Source organism: Pontibacillus sp. ALD_SL1 (assembly GCF_017355605.1).
The window spans coordinates 1,992,819-2,014,680 of record NZ_CP062974.1 but is presented as its reverse complement, the minus strand read 5'-3'; the positions used below and the strand labels follow the sequence as shown (position 1 = coordinate 2,014,680).

General features: G+C 38.6%; 25 protein-coding genes. All 25 read left to right on the top strand.

Annotation, left to right across the window (positions count from 1 at the left end; translation table 11 throughout):
- The first annotated feature begins 6 nt into the window (after window positions 1-6).
- The 25 genes from IMZ31_RS10145 (at window position 7) to IMZ31_RS10025 (ending at window position 21,842) form a co-directional block, all read left to right on the top strand.
- Window positions 7-1,035 (top strand): NAD(P)H-dependent glycerol-3-phosphate dehydrogenase, encoded by a 1,029-nt coding sequence (locus tag IMZ31_RS10145; protein ID WP_207527272.1) that lies wholly within the window; start codon window positions 7-9, stop codon window positions 1,033-1,035.
- A gap of 75 nt (window positions 1,036-1,110) precedes the next feature.
- Complete coding sequence (locus IMZ31_RS10140) at window positions 1,111-1,365, top strand: stage VI sporulation protein F (RefSeq protein ID WP_207527271.1); 255 nt, start codon at window positions 1,111-1,113, stop codon at window positions 1,363-1,365.
- Window positions 1,366-1,611: 246 nt separating this feature from the next.
- Window positions 1,612-1,809, top strand: coding sequence for a DUF2768 domain-containing protein (locus IMZ31_RS10135; protein WP_207527270.1), 198 nt, complete (start codon window positions 1,612-1,614; stop codon window positions 1,807-1,809).
- A gap of 18 nt (window positions 1,810-1,827) precedes the next feature.
- On the top strand, window positions 1,828-2,562 hold the full coding sequence (locus IMZ31_RS10130; protein WP_207527269.1) for a hypothetical protein: 735 nt from the start codon (window positions 1,828-1,830) through the stop codon (window positions 2,560-2,562).
- A 652-nt stretch (window positions 2,563-3,214) separates the two neighbouring features.
- Window positions 3,215-4,693, top strand: coding sequence for a stage IV sporulation protein A (gene spoIVA / locus IMZ31_RS10125; RefSeq protein ID WP_036779417.1), 1,479 nt, complete (start codon window positions 3,215-3,217; stop codon window positions 4,691-4,693).
- Window positions 4,694-5,079: 386 nt separating this feature from the next.
- Entirely contained in the window at window positions 5,080-5,352 is a 273-nt protein-coding gene (locus tag IMZ31_RS10120) for an HU family DNA-binding protein (protein ID WP_207527268.1), read from the top strand.
- A gap of 147 nt (window positions 5,353-5,499) precedes the next feature.
- On the top strand, window positions 5,500-5,730 hold the full coding sequence (gene mtrB / locus IMZ31_RS10115; protein WP_036779413.1) for a trp RNA-binding attenuation protein MtrB: 231 nt from the start codon (window positions 5,500-5,502) through the stop codon (window positions 5,728-5,730).
- Between the two features lie 143 nt (window positions 5,731-5,873).
- Window positions 5,874-6,677 (top strand): heptaprenyl diphosphate synthase component 1, encoded by an 804-nt coding sequence (locus IMZ31_RS10110; RefSeq protein ID WP_207527267.1) that lies wholly within the window; start codon window positions 5,874-5,876, stop codon window positions 6,675-6,677.
- 3 nt (window positions 6,678-6,680) lie between these two features.
- A complete protein-coding gene (menG, locus tag IMZ31_RS10105) occupies window positions 6,681-7,394 on the top strand; it encodes a demethylmenaquinone methyltransferase (RefSeq protein ID WP_207527266.1) in 714 nt (237 codons plus the stop codon).
- A gap of 24 nt (window positions 7,395-7,418) precedes the next feature.
- A complete protein-coding gene (gene hepT / locus IMZ31_RS10100) occupies window positions 7,419-8,390 on the top strand; it encodes a heptaprenyl diphosphate synthase component II (RefSeq protein ID WP_207527265.1) in 972 nt (323 codons plus the stop codon).
- A gap of 95 nt (window positions 8,391-8,485) precedes the next feature.
- Window positions 8,486-8,932 (top strand): nucleoside-diphosphate kinase, encoded by a 447-nt coding sequence (gene ndk, locus IMZ31_RS10095; RefSeq protein WP_207527264.1) that lies wholly within the window; start codon window positions 8,486-8,488, stop codon window positions 8,930-8,932.
- Window positions 8,933-9,200: 268 nt separating this feature from the next.
- A complete protein-coding gene (locus IMZ31_RS10090) occupies window positions 9,201-9,977 on the top strand; it encodes a CheR family methyltransferase (RefSeq protein WP_207527263.1) in 777 nt (258 codons plus the stop codon).
- Window positions 9,978-10,140: 163 nt separating this feature from the next.
- Window positions 10,141-11,307: a chorismate synthase gene (gene aroC, locus IMZ31_RS10085; RefSeq protein ID WP_207527262.1), complete on the top strand. Its 1,167-nt coding sequence runs from the start codon at window positions 10,141-10,143 to the stop codon at window positions 11,305-11,307.
- Entirely contained in the window at window positions 11,307-12,386 is a 1,080-nt protein-coding gene (gene aroB, locus IMZ31_RS10080) for a 3-dehydroquinate synthase (protein WP_207527261.1), read from the top strand. The genes aroC and aroB overlap by 1 nt, the downstream gene beginning before the upstream one ends.
- Before the next feature lie 2 nt (window positions 12,387-12,388).
- Complete coding sequence (gene aroH, locus IMZ31_RS10075; RefSeq protein ID WP_207527260.1) at window positions 12,389-12,772, top strand: chorismate mutase; 384 nt, start codon at window positions 12,389-12,391, stop codon at window positions 12,770-12,772.
- Window positions 12,769-13,866, top strand: a complete 1,098-nt coding sequence (hisC, locus tag IMZ31_RS10070) for a histidinol-phosphate transaminase (protein ID WP_207527259.1) — start codon at window positions 12,769-12,771, stop codon at window positions 13,864-13,866. Before aroH ends, hisC begins: the two co-directional genes overlap by 4 nt.
- A 3-nt stretch (window positions 13,867-13,869) precedes the next feature.
- Window positions 13,870-14,970 carry a prephenate dehydrogenase gene (locus tag IMZ31_RS10065; RefSeq protein ID WP_207527258.1) on the top strand — a complete coding sequence of 367 codons (1,101 nt, stop codon included), beginning with the start codon at window positions 13,870-13,872 and terminating at the stop codon, window positions 14,968-14,970.
- A gap of 25 nt (window positions 14,971-14,995) precedes the next feature.
- A complete protein-coding gene (aroA, locus tag IMZ31_RS10060) occupies window positions 14,996-16,285 on the top strand; it encodes a 3-phosphoshikimate 1-carboxyvinyltransferase (RefSeq protein ID WP_207530368.1) in 1,290 nt (429 codons plus the stop codon).
- A gap of 98 nt (window positions 16,286-16,383) precedes the next feature.
- Window positions 16,384-17,256 (top strand): hypothetical protein, encoded by an 873-nt coding sequence (locus IMZ31_RS10055; protein WP_207527257.1) that lies wholly within the window; start codon window positions 16,384-16,386, stop codon window positions 17,254-17,256.
- A gap of 15 nt (window positions 17,257-17,271) precedes the next feature.
- Complete coding sequence (locus IMZ31_RS10050) at window positions 17,272-18,534, top strand: tetratricopeptide repeat protein (protein ID WP_207527256.1); 1,263 nt, start codon at window positions 17,272-17,274, stop codon at window positions 18,532-18,534.
- Window positions 18,535-18,572: 38 nt separating this feature from the next.
- Entirely contained in the window at window positions 18,573-19,121 is a 549-nt protein-coding gene (locus IMZ31_RS10045) for a ReoY family proteolytic degradation factor (protein WP_207530367.1), read from the top strand.
- 135 nt (window positions 19,122-19,256) lie between these two features.
- Window positions 19,257-19,724: a DUF2487 family protein gene (locus tag IMZ31_RS10040; RefSeq protein WP_207527255.1), complete on the top strand. Its 468-nt coding sequence runs from the start codon at window positions 19,257-19,259 to the stop codon at window positions 19,722-19,724.
- A 127-nt stretch (window positions 19,725-19,851) separates the two neighbouring features.
- Window positions 19,852-20,364 carry a Rieske (2Fe-2S) protein gene (locus tag IMZ31_RS10035; RefSeq protein WP_207527254.1) on the top strand — a complete coding sequence of 171 codons (513 nt, stop codon included), beginning with the start codon at window positions 19,852-19,854 and terminating at the stop codon, window positions 20,362-20,364.
- Window positions 20,365-20,367: 3 nt separating this feature from the next.
- The gene (qcrB, locus tag IMZ31_RS10030) at window positions 20,368-21,042 is read left to right on the top strand and encodes a menaquinol-cytochrome c reductase cytochrome b subunit (RefSeq protein ID WP_036779379.1); all 675 of its coding nucleotides are present in this window, start codon (window positions 20,368-20,370) and stop codon (window positions 21,040-21,042) included.
- 29 nt (window positions 21,043-21,071) lie between these two features.
- Entirely contained in the window at window positions 21,072-21,842 is a 771-nt protein-coding gene (locus tag IMZ31_RS10025) for a menaquinol-cytochrome c reductase cytochrome b/c subunit (RefSeq protein WP_207527253.1), read from the top strand.
- Window positions 21,843-21,862 lie beyond the last annotated feature (20 nt).

The window sequence follows — 21,862 nt, the reverse complement described above, 5'->3', positions numbered from 1 at the left end:
GAAGGCATGGCAAATGTAGCCGTATTAGGGGCAGGAAGCTGGGGAACAGCTCTATCCATTGTGTTAGCCGATAACCACCATGAAGTTCGTTTATGGACACATCGAGCAGAACAGGCCAATGAAATAAACGAATCGCACAAGAATAAGAAATACTTGAAAGAAGTCTCTTTACCGGAATCAATTGTAGCATACACAGACTTAAAGCAAGCTGTTCAAGATGTTACTGCTGTTGTGTTAGTGGTTCCAACAAAAGCGATCAGAAACGTTTGCCAGCAGTTGCAAGAAGTGTTAGATCACAAAATAACGCTTATCCATGCTACTAAAGGTATTGATCCTGATTCATTGAAGCGTGTGTCTGAAATGATTACTGAAGAAATGCCTAGTGATTACTATGATGATGTCGTTGTTCTTAGTGGCCCTTCGCACGCAGAAGAAGTAGGGCTCAGGCAACCAACTACAGTTACAGTTTCGTCTGAAACTATGAAAACGGCCGAATTGGCTCAGGATCTCTTTATTAACGAGCATTTCCGTGTCTACACGAATCCTGATATTGTTGGTGTTGAATTAGGCGGTGCACTGAAGAATATTATTGCTTTAGGTGCTGGTATTTCAGATGGTTTAGGTTATGGAGATAATGCAAAAGCTGCTCTCATTACCCGGGGCCTTGCTGAAATTGCGCGGTTAGGTACTTCTATGGGATCAAGTCCTTTAACATTTGCCGGATTAACAGGTGTAGGGGATCTCATTGTAACTTGTACAAGTCAACACAGCCGTAACTACAGAGCAGGCTATATGTTGGGACAAGGTCAAGACCTTGAAGACGTTTTGGAGCATATGGGCATGGTTGTAGAAGGGGTTAGAACTACGAACGCAGCTTATAAACTCTCTAAGGAACAAGGTGTTGAAATGCCTATAACTGCTGGAATTGAACAAATTCTATTCCAAAATGCTGAAGCGAAAGACGTAGTCGATCAGTTAATGACAAGAGGTCGACGACATGAAATGGAAGATTTAACGAATGTATTAAGTGATTAATTTTTCCTGAACACCTCACGCTTAAACTTCCTCCGCATATAATGTGTTGAAAGTTTATTATGAGGAGGAAGTTACGTGAGCGGATTCCAAAAGAAAGCATTTGAGCATCTTCAAAATAAAGCCAATATCTCTCCTGATGAAATTATGAAAGTTGCTGACTCTGTTAAGAATGCGAACTTTAAAGACGAGAAAACAGTTCGTAATCTTGTGAAGCAGTTATCCAAAATGGCAGGTAAACCTATATCTAAGGAAAAAGAAGATAAAATTGTTAAAGCTATAACAAATAACAATATGGATATGAACCAACTAAATCAAATGTTTAAAAAATAGTTATAAATAGGCACATGAGTATACCAATACATGAATGATTGCATACTATAAAACGCAGCAGGATATCAACTAGAGTTGTATGTAAAGGGTAATATTTAGTCAAACCGAGGTGAATTCGCCCCATTCGCCTCGGTTTTTTGGTATGTAAAAGCATGAATTGGGTTTCTTGCTAGCATATGGTAAGGTAATAAATTGTGGTATAATGAATGCCGTGAAAGTTGACATATGCAAAAGGAGCTGAACACGTTGTCTCAATCGATGCTAAATATGTATATATCTTTTGCGGGTATTATATTTATGTTCCTTTCGATCGGTTTAATTATGCTTAGCCGTCATAAGTTAAAGGGAATTTTAAGTGGAATTACTGCTTTTTTAGCGTACATATTTATGATACTAGCAGGTCTTATCATTTTTTATATCGTCTTTAGTGGACCGACATCTTAAGAAGTGGAGGTATGACTCATGTATATCAAAAAAATGACGGTGCTGTTAGTGGCAGCGTTCATTTTAACTGGGTGTTTGTACCCGGACGAGCGCTTATCCAAGAATCAAATTCCTAATCAAGTACAATTGGAATCACTCCAATCTGCAGTAGTTGAGTATAAAAAGAATAACCCTTATTCTCTACCAATCAAGACAAGGGATCAAGATACGAATATATTCCAGAAGTATCCAATTGACTATAAACGATTGCGGGAAGAGAATCTTATATCAGAAGCACCAGGGAATTCATTTGAACGTGGTGGTGTGTACCAATATGTGTTAATTCATGTAGAAGATGATCCTACTGTAAAAGTTATGGATTTAAGAGCCACCCAAGAACTACAAAAAATTAATAATCGGATCACAGCTTATCGAAATGAGTATCAATATGCTCCTTATGGAGAAAGAATTGCGAAAGACGTATACAAAATTGATCATAAGAAGATTGGGTTAGAACAAAGTCCTACCATAAAGAGCCCCTTCTCTGACACTCAACTCCCGGTTGTGATGGATGCCAAAGGCAAAATATATTTGGATTATCGTCAAGAACTCTATAAAGCCTTACAAGAGAAGCAGCATTCCTATACAAATGGAGATGACATCCGATACATACTTGTGAAGGATTCTCCTATTGTACCTTCTCACTCTCTTCCTTATACAATACAAGACGGAGAACCCGTCTTTAGAGGTGTCGACGCAGACAACCCTTCATAGCGCTCCTGAAAACCTTTCAACCTGGTTGGAAGGTTTTTTATATTATATTTCTATTTAAGCCCCCTTATATGGAACACTTGAAGTTGAGAGAATGCTTCCGTTTGCTCAAATTGAGAGTAAGGTGGTTCGGGAAATCACTCGCTTTCCGCGGCCCCACACGACGTGGGGTCGTTCGACGTTGGCTATTGACGTGACGGTCTTAGTCTAACTTCCTCTTTCACTAATGAGGCTCCTGCGGGAGAAAGAGGTCGACGAGATCCCGCATGGTGGTTTTCCTGAGGAAGCTCGACAGCTCGCCCGCGGAAAGCGAGTCGTTCCCCAGACACCCCAAGCTCCCAACAAAATAACGGCCCCATTTACACTAAAATGTCTCAGTTTCGAGTCTTCAACAATCCTGCCCTATTCTTGAACAAGGTTTAGAAAATTTCAGTTAACCTGCAAAACTATAGCATAATCAGTCTTTAGTTTTTATATAGTAACAATAGTAGTAGGTCAAAAGGAAATAACCTTTGACTGGACTAGATTCTATTAGGTAGGTTTCAAAAACAAGTCATAAAACAGTAGGACAACATCATAGACTTGTAATGCAAAGATTCGTTAGCACTTATTATTTGTTTGTCCAAGCGAAGTAAATGGATCGGGAGGGGATCACTTGGAAAGAGTTGATGTTTTTAAAGACATTTCTAAACGGACTGATGGAGATATTTATTTAGGTGTTGTAGGAGCGGTGAGAACAGGTAAATCCACCTTTATTAAAAAGTTTATGGAGCTTGTTGTCCTTCCAAATATCCAAGATGAAGGTGAACGTGCACGAGCCCAGGATGAACTTCCTCAATCTGCAGCTGGTAAGACAATCATGACTACTGAGCCGAAGTTTGTACCAAATCAAGCAGTACAAGTGCATGTGGACGAAGGCTTGGATGTGAATTTCAGAGTTGTAGATTGTGTTGGATATACAGTTGAAGGAGCTAAAGGTTACGAAGATGAAAATGGGCCTCGAATGATTAATACTCCTTGGTATGAGGAACCTATACCATTTCACGATGCGGCAGAAATCGGAACAAGAAAAGTAATCACAGAGCACTCGACAATTGGGGTGGTGGTTACTACTGATGGCACTATTGGAGAAATTCCGAGAATGGATTATGTTGAAGCTGAGGAGAGAGTTGTAGAAGAATTAAAAGAGGTCGGAAAGCCATATATTATGATTATTAACTCCGTTCGTCCTCATCACCAGGACACTGAATTGTTGAGACAGCAATTACAGGAAAAATATGATATACCTGTCATTTCCATGAGTGTAGAGGGAATGAGAGAGAGTGATGTCTACAATGTTCTCCGTGAAGCATTATATGAATTCCCTGTTCTTGAAGTGAATGTTAACTTGCCTAGCTGGGTAATGGTTTTGAATGAAGGGCACTGGCTTCGTAAAAATTATCAAGACGCCATTCAAGACACTGTGAAAGACATTAAGAGATTAAGAGACGTAGACAGGGTGGTCGGACAATTCTCCGATTATGATTATATTGATAAGGCTCAATTAGCTGGTATGGAGATGGGGGAAGGTGTAGCTGAAATTGACCTTCAAGCACCAGATTATCTTTATGATCAAGTACTAAAAGAAATAGTAGGGGAAGAAATTAGAGGTAAAGATCACTTGCTGCAACTTATGCAAGATTTTGCTCATGCCAAACGAGAGTATGACCAAGTGTCTGAAGCTCTTCAAATGGTAAAGCAGACAGGTTACGGTATTGCAGCCCCTGCTCTTGAAGATATGTTCTTAGATGAGCCAGAAATTATACGTCAAGGTTCAAGGTTTGGGGTTCGTTTGAAAGCTGTTGCCCCATCGATTCATATGGTGAAAGTGGATGTTGAGTCTGAATTTGCACCAATTATAGGAACTGAGAAGCAAAGTGAAGAATTAGTTCGATATTTAATGCAGGACTTTGAAGAAGATCCATTATCTATCTGGAACTCAGATATATTTGGTCGTTCGTTAAGTTCCATTGTAAGAGAAGGAATCGGTGCTAAGCTTGCTTTAATGCCTGAAAATGCTCGTTATAAACTAAAAGAAACACTTGAAAGAATTATAAATGAGGGCAGCGGAGGGTTAATCGCGATTATTTTATAAGCGGTTAGCCACCGCTTTTTTTATTTTTTTTTAAGAAATTTTAGAGTTAGAACAATTCCCTAATAGATGTAAAATAGAAAACTTATCCATATGACCACAACCCTTTCATACCAAGGGTTGTGGCTTTTGTTTAATAATTAAAAAAATTATTGTTTTATATCCATAAAAGACCCTGAAGTCTTGGTATATCAGTCTTTTTGTAGAAGAAAGTTTATTGTTTTTATTGAAATCACGCTCCTCATCGTTTAATATAAGGCTTGTCATCAAGTTTTCTTGGTGAAAATACGTATAAGACGTTACAAAAATGTGCACAAATGTAGGTAACAACATGTTTCCAACTTGGCACAAATGAATGCGTAACCATTTCCTGGGAGGAGGTGAATAGCATGAACAAGACAGATCTTATCAATGCAGTTGCAGAGAAAAGTGATCTTTCTAAAAAAGATGCTACAAAAGCTGTAGATGCAGTTTTTGATTCAATCACTGAAACGCTTCAAGACGGTGATAAAGTACAACTTATTGGTTTTGGTAACTTTGAAGTACGTGAGCGTGCGGCTCGTAAAGGTCGTAACCCACAAACTGGCCAAGAAATCGAAATTTCTGCTAGCAAAGTACCAGCATTCAAACCAGGTAAAGCCCTTAAGGATTCCGTAAAGTAATTACATATAGGGCATAATGAGTAAGGCTGACTCAATGTTATGGGTCAGCCTTATTTTCACATACAGATCCTTAATTTGATGTATATGAATTGACACGCATTTTATTTTAAGAGATAGTGAATAAAGATTAGCTCTAGGAGGATTGAGATGAGCAACCAAAAGTCTAGCGGAGATTTTTTTGTAATCAAAGCGCTTGAGGATGGAGTGAATGTAATTGGCCTTACTAGGGGGACCGATACACGATTCCATCATTCCGAAAAACTAGATACTGGTGAGGTTATGATTGCCCAGTTCACAGAACATACTTCAGCAGTTAAAGTTAGAGGGAAAGCAGTAATTCAGACAAGTCACGGCGAGATGAACACCGAGGCAGAGTGACCTGAACGCTCTGCTTTTTCTTTTATACATATATTCATTTAGAATAATTGGGCACACTATAATTACTCATAAATGTGTTGAGACAGTTAGATATGCTATAATAGACAGAGTTAGCCGAGATACGGCACGAAAGGTTTTGGGTGATGTCAGTGAAAGATACAAATGTGAATATTGAACACTTAAGAACTAGTATTGAACATCAAATCCAACATCCTTATTTAGCCAAATATATATCTGATCCCGTAATCTGTGAAGATAAACTCATGTTTCTAACGTCTTTATTGCAAGATACAGACCTAAGTGAAGACAAGCAGAAGCATTATATAATCTCAACGATGCTAGTACAAATAGCTCTAGATACTCATGAACTTGTGAATTCTTCAACAATGAACGAAGAGGACCATGTAACAAAGAGTCGTCAGCTTACCGTATTAGCTGGTGACTATTACAGTGGGTTATATTATTACCTTTTGTCTAAAATAGAGGATTTACCAATGATTCATACACTAGCTTCTGCCATTAAAGAGATCAATGAATTGAAAATGAAGATTTACAATCAAGATTTTCCTTCTATTGCTCAAGTAATGGATGCCTTAAAACAAGTTGAGTCGTTATTGATTCAACGTGTAGCTGAATTTGTAAACCAACCTATGATGAATGAGGTAGCAGGGGACTGGCTTTTAGCTAAAAGATTGCAAGATGAAGATCGTCGCTTTAGAAAACGTGAAAATTCCCCCTTAATTGAATTACTTATTAAAAGTACACTCGTTCATCAAAATGGAGCGCAAGCATTGCGAACAATAGAGAAGTATATGAAAAAGCAAATGGTTTCTGTTGAGCAATCTTTAACTCAATTGCCAGGAAGCTTTAGTACTCTGAAAACGTACCTCCAGCATCATATTTATCATTCATTTTATTTGAAACATCAAGCTGTGGAGGAAGGATAACCAATGGATCAACAAACGAAATCTCAACGTGTTCATCATGTTTTTGAGAAAATTTATAACCGATATGATGTTATGAACTCAATTATTTCCTTTCAACGTCATAAAGCATGGCGTAAAGACGTCATGAATCGAATGAACGTTCAAAAAGGAGAAAGTGCAATAGATGTTTGCTGTGGGACAGGCGATTGGACTTTAGCGCTTGCAGAGAAAGTAGGAGGACAGGGTAGCGTTGTGGGCCTTGATTTTAGCGAGAATATGCTAAGTGTAGGTGTGGAGAAGAAAAACAATCTGAACCTGGATTACGTCGATTTCAAACATGGGAATGCTATGGAACTTCCTTATGAGGATAATAGTTTTGATTATGCTACAATCGGTTTTGGCCTTAGAAATGTCCCGGATTATTTACAAGTCTTAAAGGAAATGACTCGTGTAGTAAAGCCCGGAGGTTTAGTTGTGTGCTTGGAAACATCTCAGCCGACTGCGTTAGGATTCAGGCAAGCATATTATTTTTACTTTCAACACATTATGCCTTTCTTAGGTCGACTTTTTGCGAAAAGTTATGAAGAATATTCGTGGCTTCAAGAATCTGCGAAAGATTTTCCTGGTCGACTAGAATTGAAAAAGATGTTTGAACAAGCCGGATTGAAAGATGTTGAAGTAAAAAGTTACACGGGTGGAGTTGCTGCAATGCATCTCGGAACGAAGCCGTTGAAGTAAGAAAATGATATAAAGGTGACTCCAATGAAATTAGCGATGATCTATCCATACTTAAAACAAGATATTGATAAAATAGAAAAGGCTCTTAATACGACCATTCAAGCTGACCATAGTATTTTAAGAGAAGCTTCTACCCAATTGTTACAGGCAGGAGGAAAGCGAATCCGTCCTGTTTTTGTTTTATTAGCGGCTAAGTTTGGTCACTACGACATTGAAAGAATCAAACATGTGGCTGTAGCTTTGGAACTTATTCATATGGCTTCTCTCGTGCATGATGATGTCATAGATGACGCTGAGCTTAGAAGAGGAGAGCAAACGATTAAAGCTAAGTGGGATAATCGGGTAGCCATGTATTCAGGGGATTACATATTTGCCAGGGCCATTGAGAGTTTGTCTAATCTAGAAAATGTAAAGGCTCACCAGATTCTTTCAAAAACAATTGTTGAGGTCTGTATTGGTGAAATAGAGCAGATTAAGGACAAATTTGATTGGGAACAAAACCTAAGAACTTATCTCCGTAGAATCAAACGTAAAACGGCCCTCTTAATTGCTGTAAGTTGTCGTCTCGGAGCTGTTGCTGCCGGGGCTAATGAAACGGTTGAAAGGGCTCTATTTAAGTACGGGTATTATGTTGGGATGTCTTATCAAGTGATTGATGATGTTTTAGATTTCACTGCGACCGAGAAGGAACTCGGGAAGCCTGCTGGTAGTGATTTAATGCAAGGGAATATTACAATTCCAGTTTTGTATACAATCAAACAAGACGATTCATTCAAAAAAGAATTGAAAGACCTGTTTCAAAAAGAAGAGGTTACTAAAGACGATATGTCTTGGGTAATCGCTAAAATTAAAGATTCAGGAGCTATTGAGCAATCTTTTGCCTTAAGCGAGCAATACCTAGAAAAAGCTTATGAAGCCCTGAATCATCTCCCTGATCAAAAGGAAAAACAAACCTTTATGAAGATTGCTAAATATATTGGCAAACGTAAATCTTAGAAAATGTTTGCTACTTTTCCGAAAATTTGATAGAATTTCATCTGGTTAAACATTTAAACGCTTTCATAATTCTACATAACTAAGAGGTGGAGAAAATGGAAAAAACGTTCATTATGGTCAAGCCAGACGGAGTACAAAGAAATTTAATTGGGGATATTGTGAACAGGTTTGAAAAAAAGGGATTTAAATTAGCTGGTGGGAAGCTAATGCAGATTCCTTCAAGTCTTGCTGAAGAACATTATGGGGAACACAAAGAAAAGCCTTTCTTTGGTGAACTGGTTGAGTTCATCACATCTGGACCTGTTTTTGCTATGGTATGGGAAGGGGACAATGTAATTGCTACAGCCCGTCAAATGATGGGGAAAACCAACCCTTCAGAAGCTTTGCCAGGTACTGTGAGAGGGGACTTTGGATTAACGGTAGGTAAAAATGTTATTCACGGTTCCGATTCTCCTGAAAGCGCTCAGCGCGAAATTGGACTGTTTTTCAATGGGGAAGAACTCCTTAACTATGAGAAAAACGACCAAAACTGGCTTTACTAGAATTCCGTATCAATGAATCTTACTTGAATGGTATGTTGACGGAAACAAAGGATATAAGCAAGAGGCCGTAATCATTTTTTAGATTACGGCCTCTTGCTTATTTTTAGTTAAAACTGTTCACTGTAATAAATTTAAGGTAATTATAAATGTGAATTAGAGTATTTACCTTTAAGTATGGCGTTCTTCAATCATATTTTACATTAGGTGAGCCTTTTATTAATATAGAGATTGAAAGATTGGGTATTAGAGTGGAGGAGAATGAAAATAAATGGCAGATGACTACTATGGATTTATAAACCAAGTCAGGCGTAAAACAGGGGTTGATCTTTCTTTGTATAAAGAGGGACAGATGAAACGTAGGTTGACTACCTTGCGCGATAAGAGAGGCTATACTAGTTTTGAACGATACTTTCAAGCTATCTCAAAAGATGAAGAGTTATTTTTTGAATTTTTAGATCGTATGACCATTAATGTTTCCGAATTTTATAGGAACCAAAAACGTTGGGAAATACTAGAGTCTAAAATATTACCTGATTTAGTGAGGGATAAGAAGACTTTGAAGGTTTGGAGTGCTGCTTGTTCCACTGGAGAGGAGCCATATACAATGGCTATGATCCTAAGTCGTTACTTTCCCTTAACAGATATACATATACTTGCTACTGATATTGATGAGAATGTCATGCAACGAGCAAAAAAAGGGGTATACCCTGAGCGCTCTTTAAAAGAAGTACCTCTTGATATAAGGAATAAATACTTTAAGCAGAAAGGTAACTTGTTTGAAATATCGGATGATATTAAGAAAACCGTAACATTTAAGAAACATAATCTACTTTCTGATCGTTATGAATCTAATTTTGATTTAATCATTTGCAGAAATGTTTTAATTTACTTCACAGAGCCCGCGAAAAATGAAGTCTATAAACAATTTAGCCATTCCTTAAATAAAGGTGGTGTGTTATTTGTGGGAAGCACAGAGCAAATTTTTAACGCACATAACTATCAGTTTGACATCGCTGATACATTTTTTTACAAGAAAAATGGGTAGAAGGTGAGGGGAGAGATCCCTTCGATTGCACCGCAAATATTCTGACTTTTTTGGATTTTTAGATAGATTGTGCAATTTTTCATATTTGATGAACACAGTTCCTAATGGATATGATATAGTAATACAAAATTCATAAAGTATAGCTGAGAAAAGGAGAGTTTAGATGAGATATTTAACTGCAGGCGAATCACATGGCAAACAACTAACCACAATCGTAGAAGGGATCCCTTCCCTCATGCCACTACTAACTGAGGACATCAATGAATCATTAATCCGCAGGCAGGGTGGATACGGACGTGGACGCCGTATGCAGATTGAAAAAGATTTAATCAATATTACAGGTGGCGTCCGACATGGATACACACTAGGATCTCCAATATCATTGGTTTTAACAAATGATGATTTTACTCATTGGAGAAATATAATGGGAGAAGACCCTATAGGTGACGATGAAGAAGTACGTCGCACAATTAGTCGTCCTCGTCCTGGGCATGCAGATTTGAACGGTGCATTAAAATATGGACATAGAGATATGCGAAATGTATTAGAGCGTTCTTCTGCGAGAGAAACTGCTGCACGCGTAGCGGCAGGTGCAATCGCAAAAAAACTACTTGCTGAACTTGATATTAAGATTACAGGTTATGTGAATACAATTGGTGGTATCACAGCTTCTTACGATGAAACGATGTCTCTACAGGAACGTCAGGAGATGTCAGAAGCTTCTCCTGTTAGAACTCTCGATAAAGACGCAGAAGAGAAAATGATGAAGGCTATTGATACAGCAAAGCAAGAAGGGGATTCAATTGGAGGTATTGTCGAAGTAATGGTTGAGGGCATGCCAGCAGGTATTGGCTCATACGTTCAGTACGACCGTAAAATTGACTCTAGGATTGCTGGAAGTGTAGTCAGCATTAATGCCTTTAAAGGTGTTGAGTTTGGGGTAGGCTTTGAAGCCGGTCATCTCAACGGCAGCGAAGTTCATGACGAAATCGCTTGGTCAGAAGAGAGAGGTTATTACCGTAAGACGAATCGTTTAGGCGGATTTGAAGGCGGTATGACTACAGGCATGCCTTTGATTGTAAAAGGTGTGATGAAACCAATACCTACACTTTACAAACCCTTACAAAGTGTAGATATCGATACGAAAGAGCCATTTAAAGCAAGCATTGAACGTTCAGATTCATGTGCGGTTCCAGCTGCTGCAGTTGTAATGGAACATGTTGTCGCATGGGAATTAGCGCGTGCTCTAACAGAACAATTCCCGCATGACCAGTTCCCTAAATTAAAAGAAAGCTTGGATCAGTATCGAGAAGAAATTAGGTGTTTCTAATGGAGCAGCTACAAGTTGAACATGACTCTGGAATATACTCCATAACAATTGGAGCAGGTTTGCGCCATACAATAACAGATTACTTGCCAACTTCGTATAGGCAAGTTTTCGTGATAACAGATAGTCATGTTGCCCCTTTATATCTACAAGATGTAAAAAATGCCTTTTCTAAGGATACGACAGTAACAAGCTTCGTTGTTCCGGCTGGAGAACAGTCTAAAAGTCTATCTGTATTTTATGATTGTCATACCAAAGCTATTGAGAATGGTATAGATCGAGAGTCTTTAATTGTAGCCCTAGGAGGGGGAGTGGTTGGTGATCTTGCTGGTTATGTGGCAGCCAGTTATATGCGAGGCATAGATTACGTTCAGCTTCCAACCACACTACTCGCACATGATAGTAGCGTAGGTGGGAAAGTTGCAATCAATCATGAACTTGGTAAAAATTTAATAGGACATTTCTATCAACCAGTTGCTGTTATTTACGATACTGAAACATTACGTACACTCAGTAAAACTGAATGGCGATCGGGTATGGCTGAAGTGATTAAACACGCTTGGATTGCGCAGGATAAAGCGTTTTTAGAACAATGTTTTAAAATGAATAGCTTTTCGGATATGGAAAGTGAATGGATTAATTCTATTCTTTTACAAGGGGTTGCTGTTAAGGCAAGAATTGTATCGGAGGATGAAAGGGAACAAGGTATTCGCCGTTTTCTGAATTTTGGTCATACACTAGGTCATGCGATTGAAGCAGAGCTTGGATATGGTAAGATCACGCACGGAGAGGCTGTTGCTATTGGAATGGATTTTGCTCTTAAAGTTAGTGAGTCTCATTTTAATACCGACCTTCATCGCCAAACGTATAGAGACTGGATTTCCAAGTATCATTATCCTATTACGATTTTAGATCAGTTAAATAAAGATGAACTGCTACATAGGATGACAAGGGACAAGAAAAATGTTCAATCTGAAATAAGATTGGTCTTATTATCAGAGCAAGGTAAGCCAGAAGTTGTTTCCTTTACAGTGGATCAGATCAAAGAAGAATTAAAAGAGTATCACAAAGAGGTGAGCTAGTTATGATTAGAGGGGTTAGAGGAGCTACAACAGTTAAGGTGAATAGAGCAGAGGAAATTGTGACAAATACTCATATATTGCTAGAGGAAATGATTGTTGAGAATAAGATTGATCCTGAACAAGTGGCATCGATTCAAATTTCTACTACTGAAGATTTAAATGCAACATTCCCAGCAAAAGCGGTTCGCAAAATAGAAGGTTGGACGTTTGTTCCGGTTATGTGTATGAGAGAAATACCGGTCCCCCAATCTCTTGAACGTTGCATTCGAGTTATGATGCATGTAAATACGGAAGCCAGCCAGAGAGATATTCGTCATATCTATCAGTTTGAAGCGAAGCAATTACGTCCGGATCTTATTCAAGAAGAAGGGAAGGGTTTATCATGAGAACAAAACCAATCTTTAATCAATTAAAGCCATATGTTCCAGGAAAAACAATCGATGAAGTGAAAGAAGCATATGGACTAGAGAGAATTATTAAGCTAGCTTCAAATGAAAATCCATTCGGCTTTTCTAGTCATGTGCAAAAACATCTTTCAGATGCGGTTTCGAATCTTGAAATATACCCTGATGGCTACGCTAGAAAGTTAAGAACGAAACTAGCTGCGGAGCTAAATGTTGATGAGACAAAGTTGATCTTTGGGAATGGATCAGATGAGATTATGCAAATCATTTGCCGCACTTATCTAGAACCAGGAACAAATACAATAATGGCAACCCCAACCTTCCCACAATACCGACACAATGCACTCATTGAAGGTGCTGAAGTTCGTGAGGTGCCTTTAGTAAACGGTTATCATAATTTAGAAGAAATGTTATCGATCATCGATGAACAAACACGAGTTATTTGGTTATGTAACCCTAACAATCCTACAGGTAATATTTTCACTCAAGATCAGTTTGACCAGTTTATGAAGAAGTGTCCTGAACATGTACTTGTTGTTCTAGATGAAGCTTATATGGAATATGTTGGATCTGAAGATTTCCCAAATGCACTTGATGCTCTAGGGAAATATGAGAATTTAATTATTACTCGAACTTTCTCAAAAGCATATGGACTTGCTGCTTTACGTATAGGATACGGAGTAGCTCAAGAATCTGTAATTACTAAACTTGAGCCTGCACGTGAACCGTTTAATACATCTGTCATTGCTCAACATGCTGCTGTCTTAGCATTGGAAGACAAACCGTTTATTGAAAAGACTTTTGAGCAAAACGTTGAAACAAAACAAGAATTAGAGACTTTTTGTGACCGTCTCGGGCTACGTTACTACCCTTCTGAAACGAACTTTTTGCTCATTCATTTACCTATAACAGGTGATGAAATGACGGAACACCTTCTACAGAATGGATTCATCGTTCGCTCTGGTGAAGCCCTTGGTATTCCTCAATCCATTCGTTTAACAATTGGGAAGAAAGAACATATGCAACAGGTTATGAACGCAATGGAGCAGAAATTGACAAAGGTAGAAAATAGCTAACCGATGGAGAAAACGTCAATTTTTGTTGTAGGTTTAGGGTTAATCGGGGGTTCGATTGCCCTAAATCTGCAAAATAATAGTAATGTAACCATAATAGGTTTTGACGGAAATGATAAGGCGATTGATTACTCTCTTCAGAACAACATAATTAATCAAAGGGCTAACTCCTTTGAGGATGGTGTATTACAAGCGGACATTGTCTTTCTTGCTACTCCTACTTCGATTACAAGGTCTTATATCCAAAAGCTAGATGACATGGAATTAAACAAAGAAGTTCTTGTGACAGATGTTTGTTCTGTTAAGAAGCCTGTCATGGACACGGCTCAATCGCTAACCAACCAACAAATTGTCTTTGTAGGTGGCCACCCTATGGCAGGGTCACATAAGAATGGTATAGAAGCAGCCAAGGCTCATTTATTCGAAAATGCTTATTATTTATTCATACCTGGGATACATGCCAAAGGGAAACACATTTCCATGCTTGAACAGTTATTAAGCTCAACCAGGAGTTATTTCGTTACTGTCGACGTTGAAGCACATGATCAGATGACTGGAGTTATATCTCATTTTCCTCATTTAATTGCATCAGCGCTTGTACACCAAGCTCGATCGTGGCATAGCACTCATCCTTTTTTACATGAACTTGCTGCAGGTGGATTTAGGGATATTACAAGGATTGCTTCAAGTCATCCAAAAATGTGGAATGATATATTTTTCCAAAATAGAGAGACGATGATTTCCCTACTTACGGATTGGATTCATGAAATGAACCATCTGAAATCACTTGTAGAGACATTGGAACATGATGAATTACATACGTATTTAGAACAAGCTAAACAATATCGTGACGGTCTCCCTGTTAAACAAAAGGGTGCTATTCCATCTTTTTATGATGTTTACGTAGATATTCATGACCAACCTGGTGCTCTTTCTGAGGTCACTCACATTGTGGCACAAGAAACGATTAGTATTGTAAACATTCAAATACTAGAGATCAGGGAAGGAATAACGGGTGCTTTGCGCCTAAGTTTCCAAACAGAAAGAGATCAAAAACATGCAAAAACCCTTCTGCAATCGAACGGATATGAAGTTACTATTGAATAATAAAGGTAGTGAAGATATGGACCAAATGGAAATTCAACCAAGACCACACACCCTTAATGGAACAATACATGTGCCAGGCGACAAGTCAATCTCACACAGAGCAATAATGCTTGGTTCTCTAGCTGAAGGTAAAACAACAGTGAAACGTTTTTTGACAGGTGAAGATTGTTTGACAACGATCCAAGTATTTCAATCAATGGGTGTTCACATTGAACAAAACGATGATACGGTTAAGATTGACGGAAAGGGGCTACATGGTCTTTCAGAACCGGTGACTCCTTTAAATTTAGGTAATTCAGGGACAACGACCAGATTGCTTCTTGGTATACTAGCTGGTACATCAAACCACTATACTTTATTCGGAGACCCCTCCCTTTCTAAGCGTCCTATGAATCGTGTTGTTGATCCTCTGCGTGAAATGGGAGCTTTGATTGATGGTAGGGAGCATGGGAACCTTTTACCTTTAAGTATTAGAGGCCAAGGTTTAAAACCTATTCACTATCGCTTGCCAGTCAATAGCGCGCAGGTTAAATCAGCTATTTTGCTTGCTGGTCTATTTGCAAATGGAACTACTACAGTAATGGAGCCTGTTAAGACTCGAGATCATACAGAACGCATGCTAGAGGCGTTTGGCGTAAAAGTGAAGCGGGAAGAAGATCTCATTCATATTTCAGGAGGTCAGACCTTGACCGGAGTGGATATTGAAATTCCTGGTGATATATCTTCTGCTGCATTCTTTATGTGTGCAGCCGCTTTGAAAAAAAATAGTGAGATTACATTAAAAGATGTAGGATTAAATCCTACCCGCACAGGCATCATTGATGTTCTTAAAGATATGGGAGTAAGTATGGCAATAAATACTACCCGTCATATTGGAGATGAACCAGTAGGTGATATTACTGTGAAGGGTGGTTCAATTCACGGGACTACATTATCAGGTGATTTGATTCCCCGTTTAATTGATGAGTTACCAATAATTGCTCTTGTGGCTTCAAGAGCTGAGGGTAAAACCATTATTAAAGATGCAGAAGAACTAAGGTACAAAGAGACGGATCGTATACAAGCTGTTGTGGATACCCTGAAACAGATGGGGGTAAAGGTGGAGGCTACTAAAGATGGGATGATAATTGAAGGTTCTACAAATCCTTTGAAGGGTGGCACCTACTCTTCTTACCACGACCATAGAATTGGAATGATGGTGGCTGTTGCATCACTTGTATGTGAAGAAAAGATCATGCTAGATCATCCATCGTGTATTTCTATTTCTTATCCGAATTTCTTTGATCACTTAGATGCTTTATACACTAAAGGTTAATTGAATAAGCTGTTGAGATTAAAGTATTGATAATAAAAGCATAACGAACACGAAGCCTTCATACCTTGTACCAAAAGCTAGTAAAGGGGACAAGTTGTATGAAGGCTTATTGTATACAAGCAGAGCAAGCTTTAGTGAATAAAGAATGGAAACCACTAACCATGGGAATAAAGGATGGGAAATGGATACAGTCGTATAAGTTAAATCGAAACACCTATACCTCTATTATAGACCCTTTATGGATTGCACCAGGTAAAGTTCATATAGACTTACAGTTTCCTCTTTATCAAACTGAATATCAATCCGCTCTAGTAAGGCGTTATATGTTCAGAGGCGCAACCTTACTGGTTGTCCAGTGCCCCATTACTTCAACGAGAAATATGGTGGAAGAATTCCAAAAGATGAAGTTTACCTTAGATGGTCTTGGTCTAGATTATATGATTGCCCCTCTTGTACCTCTTACAAAGTTGACTCCTGAAATGGTACGTTATTTTGGGATAGAACGTGTACCCTTCTTATTATTTCAGGTTCAATCTAATGAAGAGATGATTAATAAGTTGTGGGGATGGATTGCTCAAGCTCAAGATCCTTCTTTTTTGCCAATCGCACCTGTAGTATCTAAGGAAAACTCTACTTCTTATAAAGACTGGTTAACTATAGCGAACTATCATAATGTTCGAACGCTGCCTAAGGTTTTAGATGAATGTCCTATAGTAAAAGAAAATTTAAGAGCGACAGGAATTTATCCATATAAAGGAGAATTTATGTATTCAGGAGATGCGGATTTCAATATTTTTCGGATACAATCACACACACAAATTGATACACCTGATCAAATGTTTTATCATAAAGCTATTCCATGTGTTACAGTGTTACGTGGTCAAATTATTCGTTCTCATGTTGAGGTATATGATATGGAAGGGGTAGGTTGTTACATGAAAGCTTCCATCCCAAACCATTTTATGAGTTGATGAAAGGGTGTAGACATGCAAGGCATAGAACAAGCCATTCAATATATGAATGCAGGAAAAACAAAACAAGCTGTAGAAACACTACGTACAGAGTTATCCCGTGCGGGTGATGAAGAGAAATATACAATAGCTGAAATGTTTATGCAGTGGGGGATGGTTGAAGAAGCTAAAGACGTTTTAGAGGAGCTTAAACAACGTTATCCAGGTGAACATGAATTAACGCTTTTACTTGCTGAAATTTACGTAGATCAGGAAGATGATGAAAAGGCAATTGATCTTTTAAATCAAATTCCTGAAGAGGATGAACAATATTTAGGAGCTCTTATACAATTAGCAGATCTTTATCAAACGCAAGGCCTTTTCGAAGTTTCTGAACAGAAGCTGCTGTTAGCAAAGAATATTTCTCCTAATGAACCTGTTATCGACTTCGCTTTAGGCGAACTTGCTTTCTCGGTTGGAGAGTATCAAAAGAGTATTCCTTATTACGAGAAAGCTTTACGTCGTGACCAAAAGATGGGTGAAACGGACATTACTTTACGTCTCGCGGAAGCATTTGCTATTGAAGGTGACTTTGATCAAGCTTTAGACTACTTCCAAGCTGCTGATGAAATGACTCCAGATATTCTATTCCGTTATGGTTTCACTGCTTATCAAGCTAACCGCGTGGATATTGCTATCCGCGTATGGAACAAGCTAATTGAAGAAGACCCATTCTATCAATCTGCTTACCCTCTACTTGCTGAAGCATATGAATCAGAGGGTATGATTGAAGAAGCCTATGATGCAGCAAACAAGGGATTAAAGAAAGACGAATTTAATAAAGACCTGTTTTATTTAGCAGGAACGTTAGCATTTCGTCTCACGAAGAAGCAAGAGGGATATCAGCATATCAGGCAGTCTTTATCAATCGATCCAGGGTTCAAAGAAGCTGCTTTATTCTTAGTAGAGCGCCTAAAAGAAGATGGAGATTACGAAGCCATAAAAGACATTTTAGAGTACCTTATTGAAATGAATGAAGAAGAACCTCTGTACAAGTGGTATCTAGCTCAGGCAAATAATGAATTAGAACAATTTAAAGAGGCATTAAACGACTATCAAGAAGCATATAATACCTTTAAAGATGATAGTGACTTCCTAAAAGAATATGGCTATTTCCTTGTAGAAGAAGGAAGAGTGAAGGAAGCTCACAGTGTATTTGAGCGTTATCTCACCATAGAACCAACTGATGAAGAAGTGGAGACATTTATGGCCCGTTTACAGTCTGGTGACGAGGAATAGGTATTTCTCTGTTTAAAAAGGAGGGCATAAAAGTGAAAATGCCGGTCTCGGTAGAGGATAAAAAGGAATTTGTTCGTTGGTTTCTAAATCATTTTCAATTGAAACGTAGGGAAAGTGTATGGATCCTAAATTATTTAATCAACCATGATTCAATTATGGAGAACGTACACTTTGTTGAAGAAGCTCGGTTCTGTCCAAGGGGTATTGTTATTTCAACTCATTGCGTTGATGAAGTCCCTTTTCGCTTCTATAAGGATCAAATCATGACAACAGATGCAGAGAAGTCTTTTCATGATATTCGTCTAAATCGAAATGAACCCGTATATATCCAACTCAATTTCAAAAAATCTCACCAGAGCGCCTCTTATGCAGCCGTTTTGGAGGAAAATCCTTTTATGCCTCAAGATTACTTTATCACCGAGAAGGATCAAGAATTAGCTGAATTGGTTTTGCAGACGTCCATTTCGAACTACCAAACTCAAAAGCTTAGAAGAAAGATTGACCGAGCTTTAGACAGTGGCGATAAAAAAACGTTCGAAAGATTAAGTGAACAGTTAAATGAACTCAAGAGAAATGTAACTCCCTAATTCTATTAGGGGGTTCATTTTTTTAACAGAGGATAAATTCAGAAAACAATGGCAGATTTAATGATTAAACCTTTCGATTTCATGAACGAGAGGCTATAATGAAAGGGAAGAATTGAAAGAAAGGGGGGGAATGCATTGAAATGGAACGGACAAGATGTGTCATTGTATTCACAATCTAAAGAATTTGTGGATACTGGAATTGTACCACTTATCCCTTATTCACTATCAGGTTCACAGAAAGAGCTAATGCAGTTGGCAAATCAGTCTGAACTATTAACGTTGTTTATGAAAGAAGTAGAAGAAGAATATAGAGGAAGAATTTTTTTGGCTCCTTCCTATACGTATCTTAAAGAAACGTCTATTGATAAAGAAATTGAACGTATTAATGAGTGGACAGAGAGAATGGAAGAAGAAGGCTTTAAGCATCTTCTTTTCTTCACGTTTGATCAACAATGGAAAAAAGCCGAGAGAAAACTAAATCCTTCTTTAATTTGGCTACCTCTTCCTCAAGTGGATAATATACATAATGAAGAAGCTAAAAAAGTCCTTCGATCTCAAATTGATCAAGTAACCGAATTAATTACAGCATATTGGCAAGAATAATTTCTAAAGCGATTTCAATTCCAATATTGACCGTCTAATTAGTTTGCGCTATCATTATAATGTCCTAGTAAACTGTGTGAATATTTACCATGAATGTTGGATCATATTGGATAGAGGGGGGAAAACAATGAGCGATAAAAAACAACCAGTATCCCGCCGTCAGTTTCTGAACTACACGCTTACAGGTGTAGGAGGGTTTATGGCAGCGGCTATGCTTTCGCCGATGGTTCGAATGGCAGTGGATCCAGTTCTTCAGCCGAAAGAAGGTGGAGAATATCACGCTACGGGTACCGAAGTTAAAAACATTACGGAAGAACCAACCCGTGTAGATTTCTCTTACGAACAACAAGATGCGTGGTATGTATCTGAAGTATCGAAAACAGCGTGGGTTTACAAAAATGAAAGTGGAGATGTAATTGCATTTTCACCAATTTGTAAACACTTAGGATGTATTGTGAAATGGGAAGGCGGTCAGGGTAACGAAAACCAATACTACTGCCCTTGCCACGGAGGTCTTTATAGGAAGAATGGAGAGAACGTACCGGGTACACCTCCATTAGCTCCGCTAGATCAATACAAAGTCAAAATTCAAGATGGCATGCTGTACTTAGGAGAAGTCATTCCAAATAAGGTGGTGTAATTCATGCTTCAAAAACTTTACGATTGGGTGGACGAGCGTGTCGATATTACACCGTTATGGCGTGATATTGCGGATCACGAAGTTCCTGAACACGTGAACCCTGCTCATCATTTTTCAGCATTCGTTTATTGTTTCGGAGGGCTGACGTTCTTCGTAACCGTTATTCAAGTATTATCTGGTATGTTCTTGACAATGTATTATGTACCAGACATTGAAAATGCATGGGAGTCTGTTTACTATCTCCAAAAAGAGGTAGCTTACGGTCAAATTGTACGTGGTATGCACCACTGGGGTGCAAGTCTCGTAATCGTGATGATGTTCTTACATACATTACGTGTATTCTTCCAGGGAGCTTATAAGAAACCACGTGAATTAAACTGGGTAGTAGGGGTACTAATTTTCTTTGTTATGCTCGGTCTTGGTTTCACAGGTTATTTGCTTCCATGGGATAATAAAGCATTCTTCGCTACACAAGTAGGTCTTCAAATCGCCGAACAAACACCGCTTATAGGTACGGAAGTGAAGACGCTACTGGCTGGGGATCCGGATATCGTAGGGGCACAAACGTTAACTCGTTTCTTTGCTATCCACGTATTCTTCCTACCAGCTGCATTATTCGGATTAATGGCAGCTCACTTTGTTATGATTCGTAAACAAGGAATTTCTGGTCCACTTTAGGACTTGATTGATGTAAAGGAGGGATCGCTGTGCATAGGGGAAAAGGTATGAAGTTTGTCGGTGACTCGCGTGTCCCGGCTGAGAAGAAACCTAATATACCAAAAGACTATTCGGAATACCCTGGTAAAACAGAGGCATTCTGGCCAAACTTCTTATTAAAAGAATGGCTGGTTGGTGCTGTTTTCCTAATTGGATTTTTAACACTAACGGTTGTAGCTCCATCACCGCTTGAAAAACTAGCCGATCCAACAGATGCTGGTTACATTCCGTTACCAGACTGGTACTTTTTATTCCTTTACCAGTTCTTAAAATATGAGTTTGCAAGTGGACCATATATCGTATTAGGTGCATTTATTATTCCTGGTCTTGCATTTGGTGCACTATTATTAGCTCCATTCTTAGATACAGGAAAAGGACGTCGTCCATTTGAACGTCCTATTGCGAACGCTATGATGTTAATTGGTTTAGCGGCTACTGTTTTCTTAACATGGGAAGCAGCAGACCATGTAGACTGGGAACAGCGCGCTAAGTCAGGTCAAATTGTAGAAGATGTTGAAATTGATAAGTCATCTGATGGATACAAAATCTACTCTCAAAACTGTGCTTCCTGTCATGGTGACAATCTTGAAGGTGGAAATGGCCCAGCATTAATTGGTGTTGAGTATTCTGCTGATGAGATTAAGGATATTGCACAGAATGGAATTGGCGGAATGCCTGCTAACATATTCCAAGGTTCTGATGAAGAATTAGACAAACTCGCGAACTTCATTACAGGTGTTGAAAGTGAAGGAAGCGAATAAATAAGTTATATGAAAGGGAG